Source organism: Fictibacillus sp. UD (genome assembly GCF_043558025.1).
Lineage (GTDB): Bacteria > Bacillota > Bacilli > Bacillales > Fictibacillaceae > Fictibacillus.
Genome location: NZ_JARUHH010000002.1, coordinates 393,452 through 416,145 on the forward strand (window position 1 = coordinate 393,452; position 22,694 = coordinate 416,145).

25 protein-coding genes are annotated in these 22,694 nt (G+C 40.2%); 6 read left to right on the plus strand and 19 right to left on the minus strand.

Annotated features, from left to right (window positions below; genetic code table 11):
* Positions 1 to 6: 6 nt before the first annotated feature.
* The 5 genes from ypfJ to P8610_RS05735 all read right to left on the minus strand — a co-directional run bounded on the left by ypfJ (position 7) and on the right by P8610_RS05735 (position 2,976).
* Complete coding sequence (ypfJ, locus tag P8610_RS05715; protein WP_394603481.1) at positions 7 to 846, minus strand: KPN_02809 family neutral zinc metallopeptidase; 840 nt, start codon at positions 844 to 846, stop codon at positions 7 to 9.
* Between the two features lie 125 nt (positions 847 to 971).
* On the minus strand, positions 972 to 1,268 hold the full coding sequence (locus P8610_RS05720; RefSeq protein WP_394603482.1) for a rhodanese-like domain-containing protein: 297 nt from the start codon (positions 1,266 to 1,268) through the stop codon (positions 972 to 974).
* 16 nt (positions 1,269 to 1,284) lie between these two features.
* Positions 1,285 to 1,644: a rhodanese-like domain-containing protein gene (locus P8610_RS05725; RefSeq protein ID WP_394603483.1), complete on the minus strand. Its 360-nt coding sequence runs from the start codon at positions 1,642 to 1,644 to the stop codon at positions 1,285 to 1,287.
* A gap of 99 nt (positions 1,645 to 1,743) precedes the next feature.
* Positions 1,744 to 2,238: a GNAT family N-acetyltransferase gene (locus tag P8610_RS05730; protein ID WP_394603484.1), complete on the minus strand. Its 495-nt coding sequence runs from the start codon at positions 2,236 to 2,238 to the stop codon at positions 1,744 to 1,746.
* 165 nt (positions 2,239 to 2,403) lie between these two features.
* Entirely contained in the window at positions 2,404 to 2,976 is a 573-nt protein-coding gene (locus P8610_RS05735) for a biotin transporter BioY (RefSeq protein ID WP_394603485.1), read from the minus strand.
* A 105-nt stretch (positions 2,977 to 3,081) separates the two neighbouring features.
* Here P8610_RS05735 and bioD point away from each other — a divergent pair, with 105 nt between their 5' ends.
* The 3 genes from bioD (at position 3,082) to P8610_RS05750 (ending at position 5,827) form a co-directional block, all read left to right on the plus strand.
* The gene (bioD, locus tag P8610_RS05740; RefSeq protein WP_394603486.1) at positions 3,082 to 3,786 is read left to right on the plus strand and encodes a dethiobiotin synthase; all 705 of its coding nucleotides are present in this window, start codon (positions 3,082 to 3,084) and stop codon (positions 3,784 to 3,786) included.
* Positions 3,783 to 5,141 carry an adenosylmethionine--8-amino-7-oxononanoate transaminase gene (gene bioA, locus P8610_RS05745; protein ID WP_394603487.1) on the plus strand — a complete coding sequence of 453 codons (1,359 nt, stop codon included), beginning with the start codon at positions 3,783 to 3,785 and terminating at the stop codon, positions 5,139 to 5,141. Before bioD ends, bioA begins: the two co-directional genes overlap by 4 nt.
* A gap of 140 nt (positions 5,142 to 5,281) precedes the next feature.
* Positions 5,282 to 5,827, plus strand: a complete 546-nt coding sequence (locus P8610_RS05750; protein ID WP_394603488.1) for a hypothetical protein — start codon at positions 5,282 to 5,284, stop codon at positions 5,825 to 5,827.
* Between the two features lie 63 nt (positions 5,828 to 5,890).
* Here the strand turns inward: P8610_RS05750 and P8610_RS05755 are convergent, their stop codons facing one another.
* The 7 genes from P8610_RS05755 to P8610_RS05785 form a co-directional block, all read right to left on the minus strand.
* Entirely contained in the window at positions 5,891 to 6,475 is a 585-nt protein-coding gene (locus P8610_RS05755; protein ID WP_394603489.1) for a TetR family transcriptional regulator, read from the minus strand.
* Positions 6,476 to 6,478: 3 nt separating this feature from the next.
* On the minus strand, positions 6,479 to 7,468 hold the full coding sequence (locus P8610_RS05760; RefSeq protein WP_394603490.1) for an aldo/keto reductase: 990 nt from the start codon (positions 7,466 to 7,468) through the stop codon (positions 6,479 to 6,481).
* A 130-nt stretch (positions 7,469 to 7,598) separates the two neighbouring features.
* Positions 7,599 to 8,867, minus strand: a complete 1,269-nt coding sequence (locus P8610_RS05765) for an aminopeptidase P family protein (protein WP_394603491.1) — start codon at positions 8,865 to 8,867, stop codon at positions 7,599 to 7,601.
* 116 nt (positions 8,868 to 8,983) lie between these two features.
* Complete coding sequence (locus P8610_RS05770; protein ID WP_394603492.1) at positions 8,984 to 9,466, minus strand: NUDIX domain-containing protein; 483 nt, start codon at positions 9,464 to 9,466, stop codon at positions 8,984 to 8,986.
* A gap of 310 nt (positions 9,467 to 9,776) precedes the next feature.
* The gene (gene pepT / locus P8610_RS05775) at positions 9,777 to 10,994 is read right to left on the minus strand and encodes a peptidase T (RefSeq protein WP_394603608.1); all 1,218 of its coding nucleotides are present in this window, start codon (positions 10,992 to 10,994) and stop codon (positions 9,777 to 9,779) included.
* A 364-nt stretch (positions 10,995 to 11,358) separates the two neighbouring features.
* On the minus strand, positions 11,359 to 11,781 hold the full coding sequence (locus P8610_RS05780; protein WP_394603493.1) for a DUF1801 domain-containing protein: 423 nt from the start codon (positions 11,779 to 11,781) through the stop codon (positions 11,359 to 11,361).
* A 221-nt stretch (positions 11,782 to 12,002) separates the two neighbouring features.
* Positions 12,003 to 12,527: a hypothetical protein gene (locus P8610_RS05785; protein WP_289496471.1), complete on the minus strand. Its 525-nt coding sequence runs from the start codon at positions 12,525 to 12,527 to the stop codon at positions 12,003 to 12,005.
* Between the two features lie 190 nt (positions 12,528 to 12,717).
* On the opposite strand from P8610_RS05785, the gene P8610_RS05790 reads away from it, so the two are divergent.
* Both P8610_RS05790 and P8610_RS05795 read left to right on the plus strand, forming a co-directional pair.
* Complete coding sequence (locus tag P8610_RS05790) at positions 12,718 to 13,842, plus strand: glycosyltransferase family 4 protein (protein ID WP_394603494.1); 1,125 nt, start codon at positions 12,718 to 12,720, stop codon at positions 13,840 to 13,842.
* Complete coding sequence (locus tag P8610_RS05795; RefSeq protein WP_394603495.1) at positions 13,839 to 15,011, plus strand: glycosyltransferase family 4 protein; 1,173 nt, start codon at positions 13,839 to 13,841, stop codon at positions 15,009 to 15,011. The genes P8610_RS05790 and P8610_RS05795 overlap by 4 nt, the downstream gene beginning before the upstream one ends.
* On the opposite strand, the gene P8610_RS05800 is transcribed toward P8610_RS05795, so the two are convergent.
* From P8610_RS05800 to P8610_RS05820, 5 genes are all read right to left on the minus strand, one after another.
* Entirely contained in the window at positions 15,008 to 16,156 is a 1,149-nt protein-coding gene (locus P8610_RS05800; protein ID WP_394603496.1) for a glycosyltransferase, read from the minus strand. The two genes, P8610_RS05795 and P8610_RS05800, sit on opposite strands and share 4 nt — an antisense overlap.
* Before the next feature lie 33 nt (positions 16,157 to 16,189).
* Positions 16,190 to 16,876 carry a glycosyltransferase family 2 protein gene (locus P8610_RS05805; RefSeq protein ID WP_394603497.1) on the minus strand — a complete coding sequence of 229 codons (687 nt, stop codon included), beginning with the start codon at positions 16,874 to 16,876 and terminating at the stop codon, positions 16,190 to 16,192.
* Between the two features lie 12 nt (positions 16,877 to 16,888).
* The gene (locus P8610_RS05810; protein WP_394603498.1) at positions 16,889 to 18,250 is read right to left on the minus strand and encodes a sugar phosphate nucleotidyltransferase; all 1,362 of its coding nucleotides are present in this window, start codon (positions 18,248 to 18,250) and stop codon (positions 16,889 to 16,891) included.
* 156 nt (positions 18,251 to 18,406) lie between these two features.
* Complete coding sequence (locus tag P8610_RS05815; RefSeq protein ID WP_394603499.1) at positions 18,407 to 19,708, minus strand: Nramp family divalent metal transporter; 1,302 nt, start codon at positions 19,706 to 19,708, stop codon at positions 18,407 to 18,409.
* Between the two features lie 138 nt (positions 19,709 to 19,846).
* Positions 19,847 to 20,416, minus strand: coding sequence for a nitroreductase family protein (locus P8610_RS05820; protein WP_394603500.1), 570 nt, complete (start codon positions 20,414 to 20,416; stop codon positions 19,847 to 19,849).
* A gap of 185 nt (positions 20,417 to 20,601) precedes the next feature.
* On the opposite strand from P8610_RS05820, the gene P8610_RS05825 reads away from it, so the two are divergent.
* Positions 20,602 to 20,916 (plus strand): MerR family transcriptional regulator, encoded by a 315-nt coding sequence (locus P8610_RS05825; protein ID WP_289496484.1) that lies wholly within the window; start codon positions 20,602 to 20,604, stop codon positions 20,914 to 20,916.
* Between the two features lie 36 nt (positions 20,917 to 20,952).
* Here the strand turns inward: P8610_RS05825 and P8610_RS05830 are convergent, their stop codons facing one another.
* Entirely contained in the window at positions 20,953 to 21,621 is a 669-nt protein-coding gene (locus tag P8610_RS05830; RefSeq protein WP_394603501.1) for an exonuclease domain-containing protein, read from the minus strand.
* Positions 21,622 to 21,677: 56 nt separating this feature from the next.
* Positions 21,678 to 22,655 (minus strand): DUF294 nucleotidyltransferase-like domain-containing protein, encoded by a 978-nt coding sequence (locus tag P8610_RS05835; protein WP_394603502.1) that lies wholly within the window; start codon positions 22,653 to 22,655, stop codon positions 21,678 to 21,680.
* Between the last annotated feature and the right edge of the window lie 39 nt (positions 22,656 to 22,694).

Genomic DNA, 22,694 nt, shown 5'->3' on the forward strand with positions numbered 1-22,694 from the left:
ACGTTATTACAGCTCCTTTGCCTTAAATGTGTCTCCACCTTTTATCGTTCCGTTCTCGAATCCTTTGTAAAACCAGCGCTGCCGCTGTTCGGATGTTCCGTGGGTGAAGCTCTCTGGAACGACATATCCTTGCGATTTTTTCTGAAGGGTGTCATCGCCAACTCCACTCGCGGCGTTGAGTGCTTCCTCCAGATCGCCTTTTTCCAATACGTTCATATCCTGAGCATGCTTCGCCCAAACTCCCGCATAATAATCGGCTTGGAGCTCAAACTTCACTTGATACTTGTTGTATTCGGTCTCACTTAACTTGGAGCGGAGTGCGTGAATCTCTTCTGTTTTTCCTAAAAGCGTTTGAACGTGGTGCCCCACTTCATGCGCAATTACATATGCCATGGCAAAATCGCCAGGTGCATCGAACTTGTCCTGAAGTTCCTGATAAAAACTCAAATCTATGTACAGCTTCTGATCACCTGGACAATAGAACGGACCGACTGACGAACCCGCTGTTCCGCATGCAGACTGAACACTTCCTGAATACAAAACGAGCTTCGGTTCTTTGTAAGTCAACCCTTGATCCTGAAAAATCTCCGTCCATACGTCTTCCGTATCGGCTAAAACAACAGAAACAAACTCTGCATCTTCTTTTTCTTTTTCTGTTTCCTCATAAGGAACTGATTGCTCTTGCTCACCCATGCCCCCGATCAGATCGCCGGGATTTCCGCCCAACAGCGTTACAATCAAAACGATGATCAATCCGCCAAGGCCGCCTCCAACAGCAAGACCTTTACCGCCCATTCCTCTTCGATCTTCCACGTTCGTACTTCCACGTCTGCCGCGCCACTTCATATCCGTATCCTCCTCAGGTAACATGCATCAACATTTTTAATTACTTGTATACCCTAAGTTCATATGAAATAGCCCAGTGTTTGCTAAAAAAAGCGCATACCACTCTGGGTATGCGCTGTAAAGAATTATTTAGTCTTACCTTCATATGAATCCATTCCGCCTGCCATATTGATTACTTTAAATCCATGGCTATCAAGAAGCTGGCACGCACGTCCGCTTCTTCCACCCGAACGGCACACCATAACATATTCCTTTGACTTGTCTAACTCGTGCAAACGGAATTCCAATAATCCGAGTGGAATATGGGTAACACCAGGAATTTTTCTTTCTTTCACTTCATCCACTTCACGTACGTCGATGATATTTAACGCTTGTCCTTCATTTAACTTTGTTTCTACTTCTTTTGCTGAAAACTGCTTCAACATCATTTCCTCCTTTTTAATTCCAGGCACTTACTCCGCCTTTTACGTTCGTTACTTTTGTAAATCCTGATTTCACAAGAATCTTACTTGCTTTTTGGCTTCGCATGCCGCTTTGACAGATCACAATCACTTCTTTATCTTTTGAGAGCTTATCCGTTTTTTTAGAAAGCTGGTGCAGCGGAATGTTTTTAAATCCAGGAATGTGGTATCCGTTAAACTCTCCTTGGGTACGGACATCAATAAACTGTTTTTTCTTGTCTTTTAGTTCTGTTTTTAATTCTTGCGTTGAGATGTTTTTCACACCTTTAGTCGGCATAAAGCGCTGTACAATAAACAATATAATAAGAGCAAAAAGAATATAATTAAGGTATTCCATTGTATTCACCTTCCTATGCATGATTAACTTCTAAGACTCATATTATACCCTATGGGGTATATTGTCAACCTGAATAAAAGGACTTTGGCATCAGTCCTCTTAAATCATTTTATAGTACAAGACCGTTGTATCTATGCCGCCTTCTGCATTCTGTGCAAAACTCGGGATACGTCCAGCTTCCTTATAGCCAAGGGACTGATAAAGAAAATTAGAGGCGTCCCCTTCTCTTGTGTCTAAAATCAGCAGCGAACGTCCTTCTTGTTTCGCTCTTTTTTCCGCATGCAACATGAGCTGTTTTGCCATTCCTTTTTGTCTGAACGAAGGATGTGTCATAAGCTTAGCAATTTCCGCACGATGTGTTCCGTTTGGTTTTGTACATAAGTGAAGCTGGAGGGTTGCGGCGATCTTCCCGCCTGCTTTTGCAATCCACAAGATAACGTCAGGTCTAACACAGCTTTCCCAAAATGAATTAGCATCCACTTTTGAAAGAGGCGGCAAAAACCCTACGGAGGCTCCTTCACCAACTACATTTATTAAAAGATCAGAAAGCTCGTCTATACTCTCATCAACATTGTACAATTCTATGATTTCCATCCCTATTAACTCCTTCATTTCTCTGTGTTGTTTTATCCATTTTAATACGCAAATTTAGATACTAAAAGAGTAAACAGTGGTTTTTGTGTAAAATCTAGAAAATTGTTACGTAATAAAAAGAGGCCAGCACTCAAGAAATTTCTTTCTCAAGTGAGCCTCCCGTTTTTACGCTGCTTTTTCAACACGAAACGTTCCTTTAAGCGCTATTTTCAGTTTTGGTATTACAGCAAACGATAAAATCGCCACGCCAATATCAATCGGAAGATAAGCTGCCATCCACCCCCACGCTACAAGATAACTAAATCCATCAGGTGTTTCCGCCCAATATTTGAAAGCTGCAAACATTAGGTTCGTTCCGATCATGTAATTTAAAAATAAGCTGAGTAAAGCCGCTGTTATGTAAGAAGTTTTTGACGCATGCACTTTGTCACCTACTAGCTTGCCCGTTACATAGGCGACGGCAATGAACGATAGAATAAAACCAAATGTGGGACTTAAAAGCTGAGCAGGTCCTCCTTTAAACTGTGCAAAGACAGGGGCACCCACAAGACCAATTAACATATACGTTACCATTGAGACTGCCCCTAATCGGCTGCCTAAAATCCCACCTGCTAATATAGCAAACAACAATTGTAACGTTACTGGAACTCCCCCGATCGTTAGAAAAGGAGACACGTTTGCCCCAACCGCCATGAGCGCTGCAAACAAAGCACAGATCATCATATTCTTCGTTTTCATAAGGTTACCTCCTAAAAAATGAATAAAAAGTTCGTTGAATAACATTTTCGCATATGTTAACTTAAATGTAAATTAGGTTGACATATAATCTAGAGGTGGTTAACAATGGCTGGTTATTTTATTACAGGAACAGATACTGACGTTGGAAAAACGGTTGTTACGAGTTTGATGGTCTCTTATTTTAAAAATATAGGCGTAGATGTTTTTCCATATAAGCCGATCCAAAGCGGTGGTGTTTTGGAAAATGGAGCGCTCGTTTCGCCCGATGTCCAGATGTATAAAAGAGCTCTGCCGCAGCTCGATCTGGCGCAAGCATGTACATATGTTTTAAAGAAGGCGAGCTCTCCGCACCTTGCCGCAGAAGAAGAGAATGTAAGATTCGATCTCGGAAGCATACACAGGCACGTTGCCTTTCTCAGAAGAGATCACGAGATGGTTTTGGTTGAAGGCGCAGGAGGAGTGATCGTTCCGATTCAGGAAGACTATTGCATGATTGACCTGATGAAAGATCTGCAACTTCCTGTGATACTCGTTGGCCGTGCGGGTCTCGGCACGATTAATCATACTGTGTTATCCATTAAGGCTTTGAAGACAGCTGCCATACCAATTGAAGGTGTCATTTTAAACAGCATACATAGCGAAGACGAAACGATTGAAAAAGATAACATCCAAGTGATTCAGCGATTAACTGGTGTACCGGTACTCGGCATCGTACCACCTCTGCATGATTTAGAGATTGCTTTTCAAGAGCCAAGCACGACACAATCACTATTTGCACCATTACATAAAAAGGAGAATCTAACACGATGAACCAGCAGACCCTTTTAGAGAACAGCAAAAAACATTTATGGCTGCCTTTTACACAGATGACAGATTACGAACGAGATCCTCTTATTATTGAGAGCGGTGAAGGCGTTAGACTAAGAGACATTTACGGAAATGAATACTTGGACGGCTACTCTTCGCTTTGGCTGAATATACACGGTCACCGAAAAAAGGAGATTGATGAGGCAATCAAAAAGCAGCTAGATTCAATCGCGCACTCTACCCTGCTCGGAGCTTCGAATGTTCCAGCCATTGAACTGGCAAAAAAATTGGTAGAGATTACACCGAGTAACTTAACACGTACCTTTTATTCAGATAGCGGTGCTGAATCTGTTGAGATTGCAATCAAGATGGCTTATCAATATTGGCAGAACAAAGGTTATACCTCTAAGCGAAAATTTGTAACGTTGACTAACGGATATCACGGAGACACAGTCGGTGCTATTTCTGTAGGAGCCATAGATCTTTATCACCGCGTGTACGGTTCTCTTATGTTCGAATCCATTAAGGCTCCTTTTCCTCTTGTTTATCGCCATGAGAATGAGCATTTAGATGTTATTCGTGATGAAGCTTTGGATGAGCTGCACAAAATATTTGAGAAGCACAATGAAGAGATCGCGGCCATAACGGTAGAAGCTCTTATTCAAGGAGCAGGCGGAATGAATATTATGCCACCTGGCTATTTGAAAGGTGTCGAAAAGCTTTGCCGAAAGTTTAATATTCTTTTGATTGTAGATGAAGTAGCAACTGGCTTTGGCCGAACGGGTAAAATGTTTGCAGTGGAACACGAGGATGTTCAACCAGATCTGATGACAATTGCAAAAGGAATAACCGGGGGATATTTACCGATTGCTGCGACCATGGCAACTGAAGAAATTTATGATGCTTTTTATGGGGAATACGAAGACTTTAAAACCTTTTTCCACGGCCATTCGTACACAGGAAACCAGCTTGGCTGCGCGGCAGCACTTGCCAATCTAAAAATATACGAACAGGAAAACTTGATAGATAAAGTGCAAGAAAAAATGGCATATATAGCGTTTGAACTACAAGATATTGAGGAATTAAAACATGTTGGTGATGTCCGCCAGCTGGGGCTAATGTGCGGCATTGAGCTCGTGATGGATAAAAAGACGAAGAAGCCTTTTCCATGGCAAGAACGCATAGGGTATAAGTCAACTTTACGGATGAGGCAACTTGGCATGTTAACAAGGCCACTTGGTGATGTTGTTGTCTTTATGCCCCCGCTTGCAAGCTCGAAAGAGGAGCTTAGCGAAATGATTTCTATCTTAAAACAAGGAATTGAAGAAACCACTGAAGCGTTTGTAAGTGTGAATTAAATTGTAGGGGGTCTGTCCCGGGGACAGACCCCCTACAATTTAGATCTATCATTTATCACTTGTGCAGATAGTTTGATTAGCCATCGATATGAAAAATCGATATGATAGACACACCATCATTCATTCAGGAGTGTTTTGTTTTGACTAAATTATTATTAATTGGAGCTGGAGAAGTGCATTTGTCGGTTCTTCAGCATTTACAAAAAGAGAAATTTACAGATATCGAGATCGCAATGATAGCTGACGAAAATAATCGAACGGATGTCACCGCATTATGTCAAAAAGCTAACGTAACTTTTATAGAAGATACGATTATCTCATTTGATCCTTTACAGAAAATGCTGTTGAGCTTTTCTGGTGAAATTTACCGTTTCGATGTGATTTCTTTTGATATTGAAATGAAGGTTTCTCTTTTTATGCAAGCATTAGTACCTGTTGATAATCAAGGCTTAATGGTCGTTGAGGATACGTTGCAGAATACTGAATTTCCTTTTCTGTTTGGCGCGGGGAAATGTATCACGATTGCAGGGAATTCGAATGTTGCTGAAAGTCGCGCGGAGCAAGGTTTAGTTTTATGGAAAAACATCAAGATGTATCTTTCAGGTCGTTCACTTAGGCCGTTAAAGTCAAAGAATGCGAAAATCTCATTTATTGGTGAATGGATTCGACGTTTAAATAAAAAGTAAAGACATCTGATTTCTATAAAAAAGGCCGCTCAAAAGGTAAATCCCCCTTTGAAGCAGCCTCTTTTATGATTTCTTTACTAGACCTGACATAATTAAACTCCACACATGTTCAAATTCTTGCTTAATATGAGGTGAAGCCCATTCTTTTGCAAGCGCTGGATGATGAAACCGAGCCGTAGCATAAAAAAGAGCTGCAGCCTGTTCATGAGCATTCCCCTTATGAAACTCGCCACCCTGAATACCCTCTTCAACTATTTTTGTTAATTGAGCGATCAGTTCGTGAATATGTGCGGTGATTGCCTCAACGGATTCCTCAGCAAGCGCGTTATACATCGCAAACAATTCCGGGTCTTCCTTCGCCTTCGATTGCTTGATATGAATGAGTCTCTCGATCCAGCTTCTTACTTTATCAAACGCTGACCCATCTTCACCAACCATTTTCCCGAGTGGCGTAGAAACCTCATGAAGCCAGCGTTCAGCAACCGCTTCTTTTAGCGCAGCCTTGCTTGCAAAATGACGATACAATGTCCCATGACTCACACCGAGCGCACGAGCTACATCAACAACTGAAGTTTTATCCAATCCGAAGCGGCGAAGAACTTGTTCTGTTGTATCTAAAATTTGTTCCCTCGTTAAAGGTTCTGCCATTTCTTACTCTACTCCTAACATTGCCATCTGTTCTTTAGCATAACGTGTTCCCGCTACTTTGTCAGCTGGAACAGCTGCTTCGATTTTTTCAAGGTCTGATGTGGTCAGCTCTAATTTCAGCGCACCAAACGCATCTGCTAAGTGCGTGCGTTTGCGTGCTCCAATCAATGGAATCACATCTTCGCCTTGAGACAATACCCAGCTAATCGCGATCTCCGCTACTGTTGCTTGTTTTTCTTCGGCAATCTGACGCAACGCTTCAACTAATGCTAAGTTTTGATCCAGATTTTCACCCATAAAACGAGGTGCGAACGAGCGGAAGTCGATCTGACCTTGACGCTCTTTCGTCCACTTTCCACTTAATAATCCTCTTGAAAGCACGCCGTATGCAGAAAGAGAAATGCCTAACTCGCGTAATGCTGGAAGGATTTCAGCTTCGATTCCGCGGCTAAACAGTGAGTACTCGATCTGAAGCCAGCTGATCGGATGAACACCGTGTGCTTTACGAACCGTTTCTGCATTCGCTTCAGAAAGGCCAATGTGCTTTACATAACCTGCTTTAACTAAATCACTCATCGCACCGATCGTTTCTTCAATTGGTACGTTTGGATCCACTCGTGCTGGCTGATAAAGGTCGATATAGTCTGTTCCTAAACGTTGAAGGGTGTAAGCTAATGCATTTTTAATCGCTTGCGGACGGTTATCCATTCCAATCCAGCCGCCATCTGGAGATCGGAGCACCCCTGTTTTAACTGCAATAAAAGCATTTTCACGTTTTGTTCCTTGTAGAGCTTCACGCAAAAGCAGTTCGTTGTGGCCCACTCCGTAAAAATCACCCGTATCAAAAAGCGTAACACCTTTTTCTAGTGCTTCGTGAATCGTTGCGATGCTTTCCGTTCTGTCCGCGTTCCCATAAAGATCAGACATTCCCATGCAACCTAATCCGATTGATGAAACCTCAGGACCATTTGTTCCAATTTTTCTTGTTTTCATTATTGTTCCCTCCATATCATGTTGCTTACATCATACCTCACATAATAACAAATGACAAATATTTATTTTTGTCATTTGTTATTCTTGAGTAAAAAAAAGAAGAGGTTATTACACCTCTTCTCATCCTCTATTATGCTTGAACAGCCTGAACACCTTTTGTCGCCATAAACTCTTCAATCTCTTCCACTTCACGAATGATATCTTTTGATAGGTTTTCGAATCCGTCTTCCGTCACTAAGATATCGTCCTCGATACGTATTCCAATCGACTCTTCTTCAATATATAATCCAGGCTCGATCGTAATCACCATTCCTGGCTCTAAGATGCGATCTTTATACGAACCAACGTCATGCGTGTCGAGACCTAGGAAATGGCCGACACCATGATAATAGTATTTTGAAATCTCCTCGTCTTCCTGGATCAAGCCAATTTTCTTGCACTCATCTGCCAGAATTTTCTTTGCAAACTTATTAAGTTCTGCAAACTCAAGACCTGGCTTGATGATCGCTGTTGTTTCTTTTAAAGCTTTTAGTACAATATTGTACAGCACTTTTTGGCGGTCAGAAAACTTGCCGTCTACTGGAAACGTATAGCTGATATCGGCGTTATAATAATCTTTTTGTGCACCAAGATCGAGCAGCACGAGCTCTCCTTCATTCGTACGGGCATTGTTGTGCTCATAGTGAAGGACCGTCGCATTTTTTCCGCTTGCCGTAATGGTCTTGAACGCATAATCTCGGATCCCGTTTGACTTTAATGTAAAATCGAAATGAGCTTCCAGCTGATATTCCATCATCCCAGCTTTTGCGTGCTTCAGCACGTTGTAGATGCCCTCTTTCGTAATCGCGATGGCTTCTTTAATCTTTTGAATCTCTTCTGTTGTTTTAAACACGCGAAGTCCCGAGATCTCGTGGTACACGTTGTGGATGGTAACGTGCGGGTAGTGCTCACGAATGTGTTTTGCAAATAGTGAGGTACTTGTTGGCTCACCGTTCCAGCCGCGGCGCTCTAAATCCAAACAAACGTGCTTCGCTTGATTTGTGAAAAAGTTGCCATCAATCGTTGACTCAAAGCTATCCACATACTTGATGTCTTTGATTCCTGAGAGCTTTTCAGCATCTTCTTTTGAAACCGTCTTACCAACCCACTTTTCCATAACAGGATCCGCTTTTTCAATAAAAAGCGTTTCTTCAAATTGTGTGCCGCTCTTCTTTAAAAGCAGCATTACGTTCTGATCGGTAATCCCCGTTAAGTAGTAGAAGTTGCGGTTTGGCACGAAAGGGTAATGTTCATCCGCCGACTTTTGCGGTGCTTTACCAGCGAATAAAATGGTTAATGATTCATCAGGCAGCAATTCTTTTAATCTGCTTCTGTTTCGTTCAAAAAAATACGACTCCATGTGTATCCTCCTTAAGAATATATTAAAAACGACTGATGAGTTTATTTATGTATCTATAGTATAAAGATTTCGATGTGTTAATGACAGCTATTTTTCTGAATTTTATAAATTGAACTTTACAAGATAATTGGATACTCTTCTAAATCTTGTTCTTCAATATAACTACCATTCGCTTTTTCTTTTACGTACGCCAAAATCTGTTTCTGTACTCTTGGATATAACACGATACTATCCAGCTCACGTAACGGAATCCATTTCACTCCCGTTTGGTTCGGATCTGGCTGACAAGGCAAAGAAGGTTCTGTGTCCTCATCTCGCGTGCATTCAAACATGAGCCCTAACGAGTGTGTCTCTCCATATCGGTAATCCGCCAAGTGTGGCGCATATTCATAAACAAATGCGAGTGAACCGACAGTTACATCAATAGATGCCTCTTCTTTCGCTTCTCGTTTTACCGCTTCCTTCACGGATTCATGTGCTTCAACACCACCCGCAGGCAGGTTGTAATGAAGTCCATTTTGATCATCAAACTCAATCAACAAAATCGCGTCGTTTTCGATAATCAACGCGCCCGCTCTTACTCGGATAGGATAGCTCATCTACAGCGCCTCCTCATTCTTTCTTATAAGTTCAACAGTAGGTGTTGATACGCTCTTAAAACGCTCACCTCTTATACTAGGTGGGGTATATACTTCAATAATTCTAGAAATTTTTGAATGAATTCTAGAAATTTTGAAGTTTTTCCGGCGAGTTTCAGCTATAATCCGGCGACTTTTGCCCATATATCGGCGAGTCGACATTACTCGACAAGCATGAACCTGCCCTTTCCCCTCATCTCAGCTATTCGCTACCCAACACCCAGCAAAAACAACAGGAAAAGCTAACCTGAATCGGCTAGCTTTGTATCGTTTATGCTTCCTGCTCAAACAACTGCACAAGTTCAATAATAACGTGTGTTGCTTTGATCATGTTATCGACTGAGATGTATTCGTGGCGGCCGTGGTAATTTTCCCCGCCTGTAAAGATATTCGGCGTCGGCAGCCCCATGAATGATAACTGCGAACCGTCTGTACCACCGCGAATCGGTTTGATGTTTGGCTCGATATCAAGCTTTTTCATTGCTTTTGAAGCAAGATCAACAATTTCTTTTACCGGCTCAATCTTCTCTTTCATGTTGTAATAGGTGTCGTTCATTTCTAACGTAATCTTATCCTGACCATATTTTCCGCGCAGTTCATCTACAATCGCTTGAATCGTGTTCTTTCTTTTTTGAAAAAGTTCTTTGTCATGGTCACGGATGATGTAGTACATTTCCGTTTGTTCCACGCCGCCTTTTAATCCAGTCAGGTGATAAAACCCTTCGTATCCTTCTGTATGTTCTGGAGCTTCTTCGGCTGGCAATTTGCTTTGCAGTTCCATCGCAATTTTCGCTGAGTTCACCATCTTGTTCTTAGCTGATCCTGGGTGAATATTCTTACCCAAAATCCGAATTCTCGCACTAGCCGCGTTAAAGCTTTCATACTCAAGCTCACCTAGTGGCCCGCCGTCCATCGTGTACGCATACTTCGCTCCGAACGCTTCAACATCGAACTTATGCGGACCACGGCCGATCTCTTCGTCAGGTGTGAACGCTACTCTTAATTTTCCATGCTTGATTTCTGGATGTTGAATTATGTACTTCATCGCCGTCATGATTTCAGCGATTCCTGCTTTGTTATCTGCACCAAGCAGTGTTGTGCCATCTGTTGTGATTAAAGTGTGTCCCTTGTAATCTTTTAAGCTCGGAAAATCGCTTGGAGATAGTTCAATATGTAAGTCTTTGTTTAATGTGATCGTTTCCCCGTCATAGTTTTCGACGATCTGCGGCTTTACGTTCGTTCCTGTAAAATCCGTCGCTGTGTCGACATGGGCAAGGAATCCGATGACAGGGACGTCTTTTTCCGTATTGGATGGAAGAGTTGCCATTACATAGCCGTTTTCATCGACTGTAACTTCTTGCATGCCGATTTCCTTTAGTTCTTCCACCAGCATGTTTGCTAGCGTCCACTGCCCTTCCGTTGAAGGAGTCGTTTCACTTCTTCCGTTAGATTGTGTATCTACTTTTACATATGTGATAAATCGTTCCATAATCTCTTGTTTCAATATTCACTCAACTCCTATTGTTTTGTTTAATGATAGCATGTTTTTAAAATTCTATTGTTGAATTTTCATAAAAAACAAATGACTTGTTCATGCGTCTAAACAACTTGTCCACTCCGTGCATATGATGTAGTACCAGCACAGGTTAATCGTGTTGTGAAAATAAACGGGGTGATTTTGATGGGTTGTTGGAAAAAACACAAATGTGAATCTTCTTCTTCAAGCTATATCTATTTAAAATGTAAGAAATGCAAGAAAAAGAAGAAAAAAAGCTGCGGCTGCAAGAAAAAACACAAATAATAATTCCACTTAAAAAGGAGTCCATTTCGGGCTCCTTTCCTTCTTTTCTACACTACTCTTGGGGGTATGTTCTTAGCAAAAAGTCTACGGATTGCTGAATCATCGCTTTTAACACATCAACATCAACATCTGCCAGCTTATTTATGTACACACATGCCGCACCTGTTGTGTGTTTACCAAACTTACTCAGCAACTCTTCACGATTAGGATCTCCTGGTGCAAAGTAGAGGCTGATCTTCGCCTTTCTTGGCGAGAACCCGACTAGTGGCGCGTCCCCTTCATGCCCGGTTTTGTACTTATAATGGTACGAGCCAAACCCAATAATACTTGGCCCCCACATCTTAGCTTCAAAACCTGTTGTTTCCGTAAAGATATCAAGAAGCTTATAGGCATCTTCTCTCTTTTTCGGACTATCTACATTTTCAATAAACTCTACAACACTATGATTGGTTTCTTTTGTTTTTTGTTCGTACATACATAGCACTCCCTTTATTAAACGATTGACTTCTTTATTTTCTATTTTCTGCAAATCATTCTTATCCCCTCTAATGGAATTACCTTAATTGATTAAATAAATAAAGACAACTCCTGATTAGGAGCTGCCTGATTTATTTACATAGACTATTTTTCATACATTGTTGCTAAGTATGTGATTTCCGTTTCAGGATTCTCGCGCAATACGAAAAGAGCTTTATATTAATCGTAACTTTTGCATACTACAAAATTTCTGAAAGGAAAGAACAGCGCTGCATCTGCTTGCTCAAGTCCTGGCTCTTGAAAATTAAAAACACTTCCGCCGATTACAGAAATTTCAGCTAGACCACAAAGCACTGTATCCCCACGAGAGCAAACATTGAAATCACCTTTAGCTGTTATACGAAAAACGGCATTCCGCTCATCTTTACCTGCACCAAGATCTCGGGGTTTGTTTCTTTCAATTCTTGTGCACGAATGTGGTTTTAAATTGAACCACCCTAAACTTACTTCTTTTTCTTCAATGTCTTTATATACATTAAATAAGCCGTTGGGACTTTTTTTAGGTTCTAAGCAAATACCCAGTTTTACTTTTACTTTTAAGTATTCGTCTGTTGGGTTCTTAAGAATAATAATAATTCTGTCGTTTTCCCTGCCCCCTTGTAGTTCCGAATCCACTTCTTCTGGAACAAGAAAAGGTCCTGTTGTAATTTTAACTTTCCTTCTTTCTACTTTCTTATCACTCATCCATGTTCACTCCTTTATTTATTCTGCACCGACTGTCTTAACCTTCAACCATGATTAATGAGTGTGCTGATTAGAATGAATGGGCGCAATGTATTTTACGTTCTTAACAATGTATGCACACGTCATCGTATTCTTGAACATATAATTAGTTTGAAATTGAATAGGCAAATATGTAATGAGGAGGATACATATGAGAATAGGTGTGAACTTGTTATCACTTACCAATGACAGATTTGGCGGGGTTGAACAATATGTAACCCATCTTATTTCACAATTATTAACGATGGACAAGAATATAAAGTTATTCTTATTTCTTACAAGACCATGCAGAGACCTGTTTCCTGATTATCAGGATCGATTAAAAAAATTGATGATAAAAGAATACAAAGTTCATGACTCGATTTATCCATTAATTGCTGAGTGTCAACTCGATCTTTGGTTTTCACCTATACACAAATCGTACATTCCAAACGTACCAGTTCCTTCAATAGCAACTATTCATGATGTTCTCCATACTGCTTATCCACAATTCGTTCAGGGTGAGCTCATTGAAAACAATCGGTATTATCAACATTTTGCACCTTCGTTCGATGCCGTTTTAACTGTTTCGGAGTTTTCTAGAAATGCAATTGCAAAGAACCTTCACATCCCAAAGGAAAAAATTTATGCAGTATATCAAGATGCTCCAATGGTATTCCGTAATTTCCCTACTGATGTTCTTAAAGAGAAAATAATGAAAAAATACTCACTTGAAGAAGGATACGCGATCTACCCTTCCAGCTATAATCCACATAAAAATCACATCAGCCTGCTTAAAGCACTAGTTGTTCTCAGAGATACCTTTAAAAAGCGTATACCTCTAGTTCTTACGGGATATGCATCTAGCGATAACCGTGTTTATCAATCTGTACTAGATTTCCTGCAAGAAAATGAACTGAAAGAGCAAGTAAATATCTTAGGATACGTCCCACGAGAGGATATGCCATCTCTTTATTCCAACGCATCGTTCATGATCTTTCCCTCTCTTTATGAAGGTTTCGGTATTCCTTTAGTGGAAGCCATGAAAGCACAGTGTCCTATTGTTTGTTCCGATAGAGGAAGTATTCCAGAAATAGCAGGTCATGCAGCCATCAAATTTAATCCAGAAGATCCTGAAGATATTGCTTTAAAAGTGTTGAAAATTTCAGGTCCAGAGATCAGAAAAAAAATGATTATACAAGGAATCGAGCGCTCAAAGATTTTTTCGTGGGAAAACTGTGCAAAAGAGACACTGAATGTTTTTCGGCGTGTTGTGAAAAGGAATGAAAAACGATGAAAAGACTTTTGGTTTTAAATCATTTTCCAACTGTCACACCTCCGACGAGTGGCGGCACACTAAGGTATTTCCACATTTATGAAGAACTCAGCAAACATTTCGATATTACACTTCTTTCACAAACATTTGGCCACAAGCAGGGAGTTTTCCATCATTCTCCCACTTTTAGAGAATATAAAGTCCCTAAAGACCCTTACTACAATAAGGTTGTCCAAAAGCTACAACATAACGAATTAACGTATGAATTTGCAATGATTATACAAACCGAACTTTCAAAATACCCCACATTGTTCAAAAAGCATTTTGATACACTCTATCCTTCAAGTCATTTAATTGTTCATGAGTCACCATTTTTATTAGGCGTTGATTCGTATATCGGAAAAGACCATAAGCCAAGGATGTATAACAGCCACAATCACGAATATAGGCTAGCTGAACAAATTTGGAAAAATGAGAAGGCACGAAACTATCTACCCACCCTTTTCGACCTGGAAAAGAAATTGGTTACGGGTGCCGATCTTGTTTTCTCAACTTCTGAAAATGAAAAAAATCATTTCACTAAAATGTATCAAGCCAACCCTGCTAAAGTTAAAATCGCTCCTAATGGGATAAATCCTTATGGATGGCTTCCGCGAAAAGAAGAGTTCGATAAAAAACCTGTTGCATTCTTTATTGGAGCAGATTATCCGCCAAACATTGAATCTGTAGATTTTATCGTGCATCACCTTGCTGAAAGGTGTACACAAATTAACTTTGTAATTGCTGGAGGATGCTGTGCTCCTTTTTCAAACTCAACTGCCAAACACAACATTAAACTTTTAGGAAGGGTTCGGCACAAACAAAAAATAAAACTCTTTTCAGAGTCTGATATAGCGATTAATCCCATGTTTACAGGAGCTGGCGTAAACATAAAGACACTAGAGTACTTATCTGCAGGAATACCTCTGTTCTCTACTCTTTGCGGTGTGCGAGGTTTAAATCTGACTAACATGAAACACTATATTCATACAGAAAGAGAAGACTTTGCTTATAAACTGAATCGTTATTCAAATGATCCAAACTTATTAAAAATAGTGGCTGCACAAGGACAGCACTATATTAACAAGAACTATTCTTGGAACAGCATTGTAGAAAATATGAAGACCGAAATTGATAAGCTCATACATTAGGAACCTATTATCTTCTCAACCATTTGTTTTAGTGAGATGCCTGCTCGATCCCATGTCATTTGTTGCATATCTCTCCTGCCTTGTCTTCCTTTTTGTCTGCAAAGATCGGGGTTTTCATAGGCGAATCTCATTTGCTTTTTAATATGCTCAACATTTGCTTCAGCCCAAAGCTGTCCGTCTTCTGCAAATTCTCTGTAGATGGTGGAGATGGCGTGATCACTATTCATGCTGGTGGAAGGATTCATTAGCTCGTAGTCAATTAAAAACGAGTTGTGTTTGTTTAAGAAATCCATCTGTCCGCCCCACCCAGTTGCAATAACAGGTATGCCGCTTGATAATGCTTCAATAAAAGGCAGTCCTACACCTTCCCCTCTTGTTGGGAGGACAAACGCATTTGCTGCGGTGTAAATTCCTTTTAGTTCAGTCTCGCTGCATATTCCAGTTATTATATAAATCGGTGCAGTTTCAACAAGCCCCAATTTCCTTTTATAGTTCATAATGGCTGTTCTTATTTTTTTACGTGAACTGCCATATGTTTTGATCACTAGCAGTACACGGTCGTTCGCTGTGAACTCTTCCCAATAAGCACGCAGTAAACTTTCAGGATTCTTTCGATGCTGAAAATCAAAGATGGATACAAAAACAAATTTGTCATCTGCTTCATTCAGCGTAATTCTATTATTGTCTGGGTTAAACAACTTCGTGTCCGCTCCATGCGGCACCAGGAATATCGGAATACGAACACCGCTGTTCTTCAGAGCATGTACATTATGCGTACACGGAACAGAAATGGCATCAAATGTGGAGAGGATAGGCAGCCATGTATCAGGTATCCGAGTGGTTTCCCAAACGGTATTAAGAATGCAGAAGTCAAATTCCTTTTTTTCTTTTTTACAAATAACTGCGGGTGGAGAATGATAGATTAATATTTTTTGTTTTTGGTTTGAAATTGGTTTATCAATGAGTTGCTGCAGCCTTTTCTTTTTCTTTTCATCTTGCATGTTATAAGGAAAATTCCAAGTATAGGTTTCAATTTTCACATCTATTCCCTGCCTGTCTAAAGCGAGGGCGTATTCCCTGCTTGCCGTTCCATAACCTGTGGCATCCAGCACTGGTCCTCTCCACACCACTTGATAGCTTTTCATCGCAATCTCCTTTTTAGTAGATTCGTTTACTTGTTATTCGTGAATGATGGACTTGTAATCTTCCGTAAAGCAAACGCTTGATGATTTTCTTTTGAGTGCGGTATTGCTGACATTCCAGGTGTGATGATTTGAATTTGAAGAACGTAAACAAACATAATGTCTTTTGTCACCAGAATACAATTTAAGATTTTTATTCACACACTGATTCAAAAAAACAGTATCTTCACCAAGGTTTAATTTGGGAAACTCGATACTCTCGCATATCTTTTTATGAAAAAAAAGAGTTGCTCCTTTCAAGCCTTGTCTAACGAACATGTTCTCCCGATTCGGGTTGTTTACGACGAGTAGCTTTTCATTTTTGAAATACATATAAACTGTTCTTTTTCCCACAACATCAGCTTTTGTCTCATGCAATGTTTCCATGGCGTGATTGAGGTAAAGCGGAGCATAATAATCATCATCATCAAATTTTGCCACGTAATCATACTTTGCTTTTTGAATGGCTGCATTTAAGCATTCACCTAATGTGTGAGATTCAGGCAGCTGATAGACTGAGACATGTTTGTAGGATTCTGCTTCCTTTTTCCATTTATTTATATTTAAATGATCTTTGTTTAAAATAATGATAAGTTCTTTTTCACTCCACTTTTGATTGCTATAGTTTTGAAACACATTGTCCATAAATTGTGGTCTCATCGTGCAGCATATCACTGAAATCATAAACAACCCGCCTTAATTACAGAGTTGTACTGCCTCTTCCCATGAATAAGTAATTCGTGTAATGTCCTCTTCGGATAGCAAGGAACCGAGTTGAACTTCTATGATTTGTAGAGGTGTAACAGCCTTAACAGCATGTTTGGAACCTTGAGCAATTTGAAGAACATCTCCAGCTTTGATGCTAGTTAATTGATTATTTAATATAAATTCCCCTGTTCCAGAAACGATTGTCCAAATCTCTTGTCTTTCCTTATGCCATTGATAGCTTATGTTGCAGCCTGGCAGGATGTTTATCATTTTCGTTATAGACTGTTTGCCTTCATTCGTTATCGACTTTTCTAAAACTCTATAATTTCCCCACCGTTTTTCTACATAACGTGGAGGTTCATCAGTTATGAACTTCTTAACATCAGAACTTCGTTTTTTTGGGGCAACAAGAATTCCATCAGGTCCTGCTACGACCATACTATCTGATATACCGATAACACAGATGGGTTGGTGCAGCTCGTTAATAATATGTGTATTTACCGAGTCTTGTGATAGTTTGCATGGACCTATTTCATGTGACTTCATATGTCTACTTAATGCACCCCATGTTCCAATATCATCCCATTGTCCTTGATAAGGAATAACTATTGAACGCTTGCTTTGTTGTGCGACCATTTGATCAAAACTTACATCAGGCAGTTCACGATAAATCTTTAGCATTTGGTCGTAGTCTGTAGGAAAACTTAGATGTTTTAAAAATTGAATCATATACCTGATTGAAAAAACATAGACCCCGCAATTCCACAAGGCATTCTTTTTAATCAGTTGTAACGCTATATTGGTACTTGGCTTTTCAATAAAATGACTAATTTGATAATTGTCATCCGTCTTATTCGTATTACGATCAGGAACAATATAACCGAATTGATCAGAAGGAAATTGTGGCTCTACACCTAAATGTGCAAGGTCAGCTTGTGATTTCTGGAGAATATGAGGTATTCTTTTTAACAAATGATAAAAAGATACTTCCGCAAAAGTATCAACAGGTAGTACACAAACCAAGTCTTCAACATTGGTTTTCGGCAGTGAGTTAAAAGAAGTGATTGCTAGTGAGATTGCAGAAAACGTTCCTTTTTGTACAGGTTCAATAATTAGCGGCACCTTATTTTCAAGCTGATTATAAATCATATCCACTTGATCTTGACACGTAATAATGGAAGTAGACGAAAGAAGCCCAACAGAATCCAAGTGTCTGCATACTCTTTGGAGCATGGATTCATATTTGTTGTTCTTTGTACTTAAGAGTTTCAGAAACTGCTTGGATCTGATCTGATTCGATAATGGCCATAGTCTTTTTCCAGAACCGCCAGATAACAGAAGAATTTTCATACGTCTCCTCCGCACACTATATAATAATCAGGCCTCTGCTATTCTATGAAGGTTTGAATGTTGATATGCAGTATCCACTTAACCATAACTACTTGTGAATAAAGAGGTTCTTGAAAGCAAAAAGCCCACCGTTTAGTACGAGGGGCTTTCTTCCATTTAAAACAGCTTTTGGAGTTCTGTTATTCCAAGATAAGCGAACATTACGAGACAACCAATTAACACAGCGTTTGTTACCAACTTGTTGCGGTATTCTGCTTCCACTTTTTTAGAGTTCAATAAAATAATAAGGGAGAGCGCTAGAAAAGGCATGAACAATGCACCTAATACTCCGTAAATGATGATAAGCTGAACAGGTTTTCCCAAAAAGAAAATTAGCATAGGAGGGAATGTCAGCCAAGCCAGATAAGCACGGTACGACTTATCTTTTTCCGTTACAGGTTTAACGTTATTTAAGTCTGCCTTTTTTGTCCGAATGGTTCTTAAGAAATCAGCAAACAAATAAGGTACCCCGTTCCAAACACCGAGAAGTGAAGTAAAGGCCGCTGACCAAAAAGCTACTAAGAAGAGCCATCGTAAAGGTGTTCCGAACTCTTGACCTAGCAGATCTGCTAAATTAAGAAGTCCTTGGTCCCCCTCAAGTTTCACATCGGTTCCGAATAAAAACTTAGCTCCAATTACAAGAGCAGCCATCGTGAAAATCCCCGTAATGACATAAGCCGCTTTAGTATCCAGTCTCATAATCGGAATAAAGCCATTTCCTTTCCAGTTCTTTTCTCTAAGCCAATATCCATATGAGGCCATCGTAATTGTTCCGCCAACTCCCCCAATCAATCCAAGAGCAAGCATGAGTGAACCCTCTGGCATTCGAGGCACAAATCCACCCGCAAACTCACCGATTGAAGGTAAAAAGAGCAATGATGTCCCAATAATCGTAATAAACATTACGCCGATCAAGACAGTCATAATTCGTTCAAAAAGTAAGTAACGGCCTGTCCACACTAGCGCAAAGCCTAATAATGAATGTACGATGGCCCACGCCCAAATCGGCATAATCGGAAGCATCGCATGCATGCCTAAACCGCATGTCATGGCTGCCGTCGCACCGTATATGTAACCCCATATAACGGAGTAAACACCGAAGTAACCAGTTGCCCATTTTCCTATAGAATGCCACCCTTGCAGGATGGTTTGTCCTGTTGCAAGGTACCAGCGGCCAACTCCTTCGTTCAAGTAATATTTTAGAATAGCCCCAAGTATGATTGCCCAAACAAACGTCATACCAAATGAAGTACCGATTACGATCGCTGTAATCATATCTGCTGTCCCTACTCCAGTAGCAGCTACCACGAAACCTGGTCCAATCATTTTTAATTTTTGTCCGAGTGATTGCGGAGGTGACACATTGTTACCTATTGATGCGTGTTTAAGTTCGTTGTTTAATTTCAGTTCATTGTTCAATTGCAGCTCCTCCTTCTCCCTTACATAAAACGCTTTCAAAATAATATTTGTCTATTATGTCATAGTTCAGAATATTTATTCAACTCTATTTTTACCTATTAACCTTAAAAAGAGAGAGCAGCTTTAATAGCTGCCCTCTCAATCCATCCACACCGTATGAGGCTCAAATCCTGTTTTCTTCACTGGTTTCATACTCATATCCGGATAACCAACATAGATAAATCCCGCAATTGCGCCGTTCGTACTCAATCCAAAGAATTCTTTTACCTTTGTATGATACGTTACAGCACCTGTTCTCCAAATTGTACCTAAACCTAACTCATGCGCGGTGAGCAGCATATTTTGGATACCGCTATGAACTGCAGCATACTCTTCTATTTCAATCACGTTTTTCTTATCACTCGGCTCCACCCCTACTGCGATAATGACAGGTGCTCGCAGTGGATTGTTTCGTGCTCTCTCCGCTTTCTTTTCTAATTCATCAGGTTCTAAACCAGTGTTATCTGCTCTCGTAATTCCCTCTAACACTTCACCCAGTTTCTTTCTGCTATCACCAGTTAACACAAAAAAGCGCCACGGCTCTGTTCGGTAGTGGTTGGGAGCATAAGTTGCGGCTTTTAACATTTTTTCAATGAAGGATTTTGGGACGGAATCATCTTTTACTTTCCCGATACTTCTTCTGTTAATGATGGCCTCGAAAGTCTCCATTTCTCGCCCCCCTTTCTTAACAGATATTCTAGGACAGTGATGAATAGAATAAAGTTGTGCTCACCATCATTTTAAACTGGAATAAAATATATGTAAGAAAACCTAACATAAATATGATACAATAAATAACAATATTTCATAATCGTCCGGTTAGGTTCTTTATTCACATGTTTAGGAGGAGCGGTATGTCTGTTGATAAAACATCCTATAAAGATAAAAAAGTCATGTCGATCGGCATCATTAGTGAGCTGACCGGATTATCCGAGCGTAAGATCCGGTACTACGAAGAGAGAAAGCTTATTTTTCCCGAAAGAACAGGAAAAGGAACCCGTAAGTATTCGTTTTCCGACGTCGAACGGCTTATGGAGATTGCCGATCAGATTGAAGATGGTGTACAAACCTATGAAATCAAAAAGGAATTGACGAAGAAACAGAAACGTGACGAACGAAACAAGATGATTCGCGGTCAGATTAACGCACAATTTAATATGAGAAACTAAAACAGCTGGCTCCTTAGCGATAAGGTACCAGCTGTTTTATCGAGATAGCCGTTCATAGACTTCTCTTAAGTTTTTCATACCTAATGTTTGTATTCTCTCAACATAAATACTCCATAGCTCCGCCGTCATCTTCGCATCTCCTAATGCATGATGCCGATCAACAACCTGAATTCCGCAGTGATCACAGCAATCTTCTAAACGAACAAGGCTCACATTTGGTTCTGCGAGTTTTAATAAAAATGACGTGTCTACGATCCGATGTTTGAACTGACTTCGGAAAAGCTTCCAGTTGTAGTGCTGCAGAAACTTCTTTTCGTGACTGGCGTGGTGCGCTACTAACACGGCTCCTTTTACAAAATTATAAAAATCGACCAGTACCTTTGAAAGCTCAGGTGCTGATTCAAGATCGCTTTCTTCTATTCCCGTAAGCTCTTTAATTTCTGGAGTGAGTTCACGGGTACAACGAACAAGAGAATAGAAGGTATCCTCTTGCTGGACCTTACCACCTCTCACCTTTATTGCTCCGATTGATAGAATTTCATCACCTTGTTCCGGAAAAAAGCCAGTCGTTTCAAAATCGAACACGACGACGTTCAATTCTTTTAGCGGAACAACTAAGCTCTCTTCCACTTTTAACTCTTTTTCAAGCTGTCTCAAAAAAGCGACATGCTGCGGACTCGATTGTCCTTGTAACGATGCATACACGCTTGAGTTTATTTTCCCCTGAACTTGTTTCATAAATTGTATGAGCGGATTCATCCTCATCTGTGCATCGTTCCTTTAATGACAGACTGTGTATAGTCTTGTAGTTTTTGACCGTTTAACAAAATATGTTTCACGTCTTTTCGTTCTTCTTTGCTGAGTTCTTTTATATTTAGATAGTGAATATCATCATAGTTTTCCGTCATTTTCTTATGATACTGAAGTCTGTAGTGAAGAAGCTTTTTAAATTCTGCGGCGCACCAACTGAGCTCTTGCTGATATTTCGGAAGCTTTGTAAGCTCCTCAATTCTTGAGAGCGTTGAAGTGGCATCGACACTTTCTTTCATCGCTAAGAGCCGGACATTGTTTACGTACGGAAAAAAGCCTGATTGTTTCAAATCGATGCTGCCTGCATGCGAGCCGTGTGTTTCTGTTAAAAATTGATGAAAAAATCCTACTGCCTTCTTTACATGCTGGGTGTTTTCTAGCAGCCTCTCCAGAAAAGACGGATTACTTCTGATATAGTCGTGTACCGTCTGTTTAAGTTCAGCAATATATTCCTTCTCTCCTCTGAGCATACGCGCATCATAAAAAATCAATAGGAATCGTATGCTTTCAAAGCTTTCTTCTCTTAACCACTTTGAGAGCTGCTCGTTCCACTTTGTTTTCGATTTGCACCACACTGAATTGGAACTCATCACATTGCCATCACAATACGGATAGCCGACTTCGTTCAAGCCATCTGCCAGCTCTTTTCCGAACTTCATAAAATATTGAAACGCTTCTTCGGTATCTTTTTCATAGATTAACCCGTGGTCTTGGTCACTGATGATCGCTTGCTCGGAACGGCCTGCACTACCCATAACAAACCAAGAATAGCTGCAAGGCGGCGGTCCACATGTACTTGACTGTTTTTCTAGTGCTGCATCAAATACTTTTTTCATGATCTCATCGTGAAACTCATTTAACTCTTGTGACGATTGATCATGATTATCCCACTCACTGTCACGCCATTTTTTTATTGATGAATAAGTCATTTCCACACACCCTATGTGACAAAAGCATTGAGGAATGAT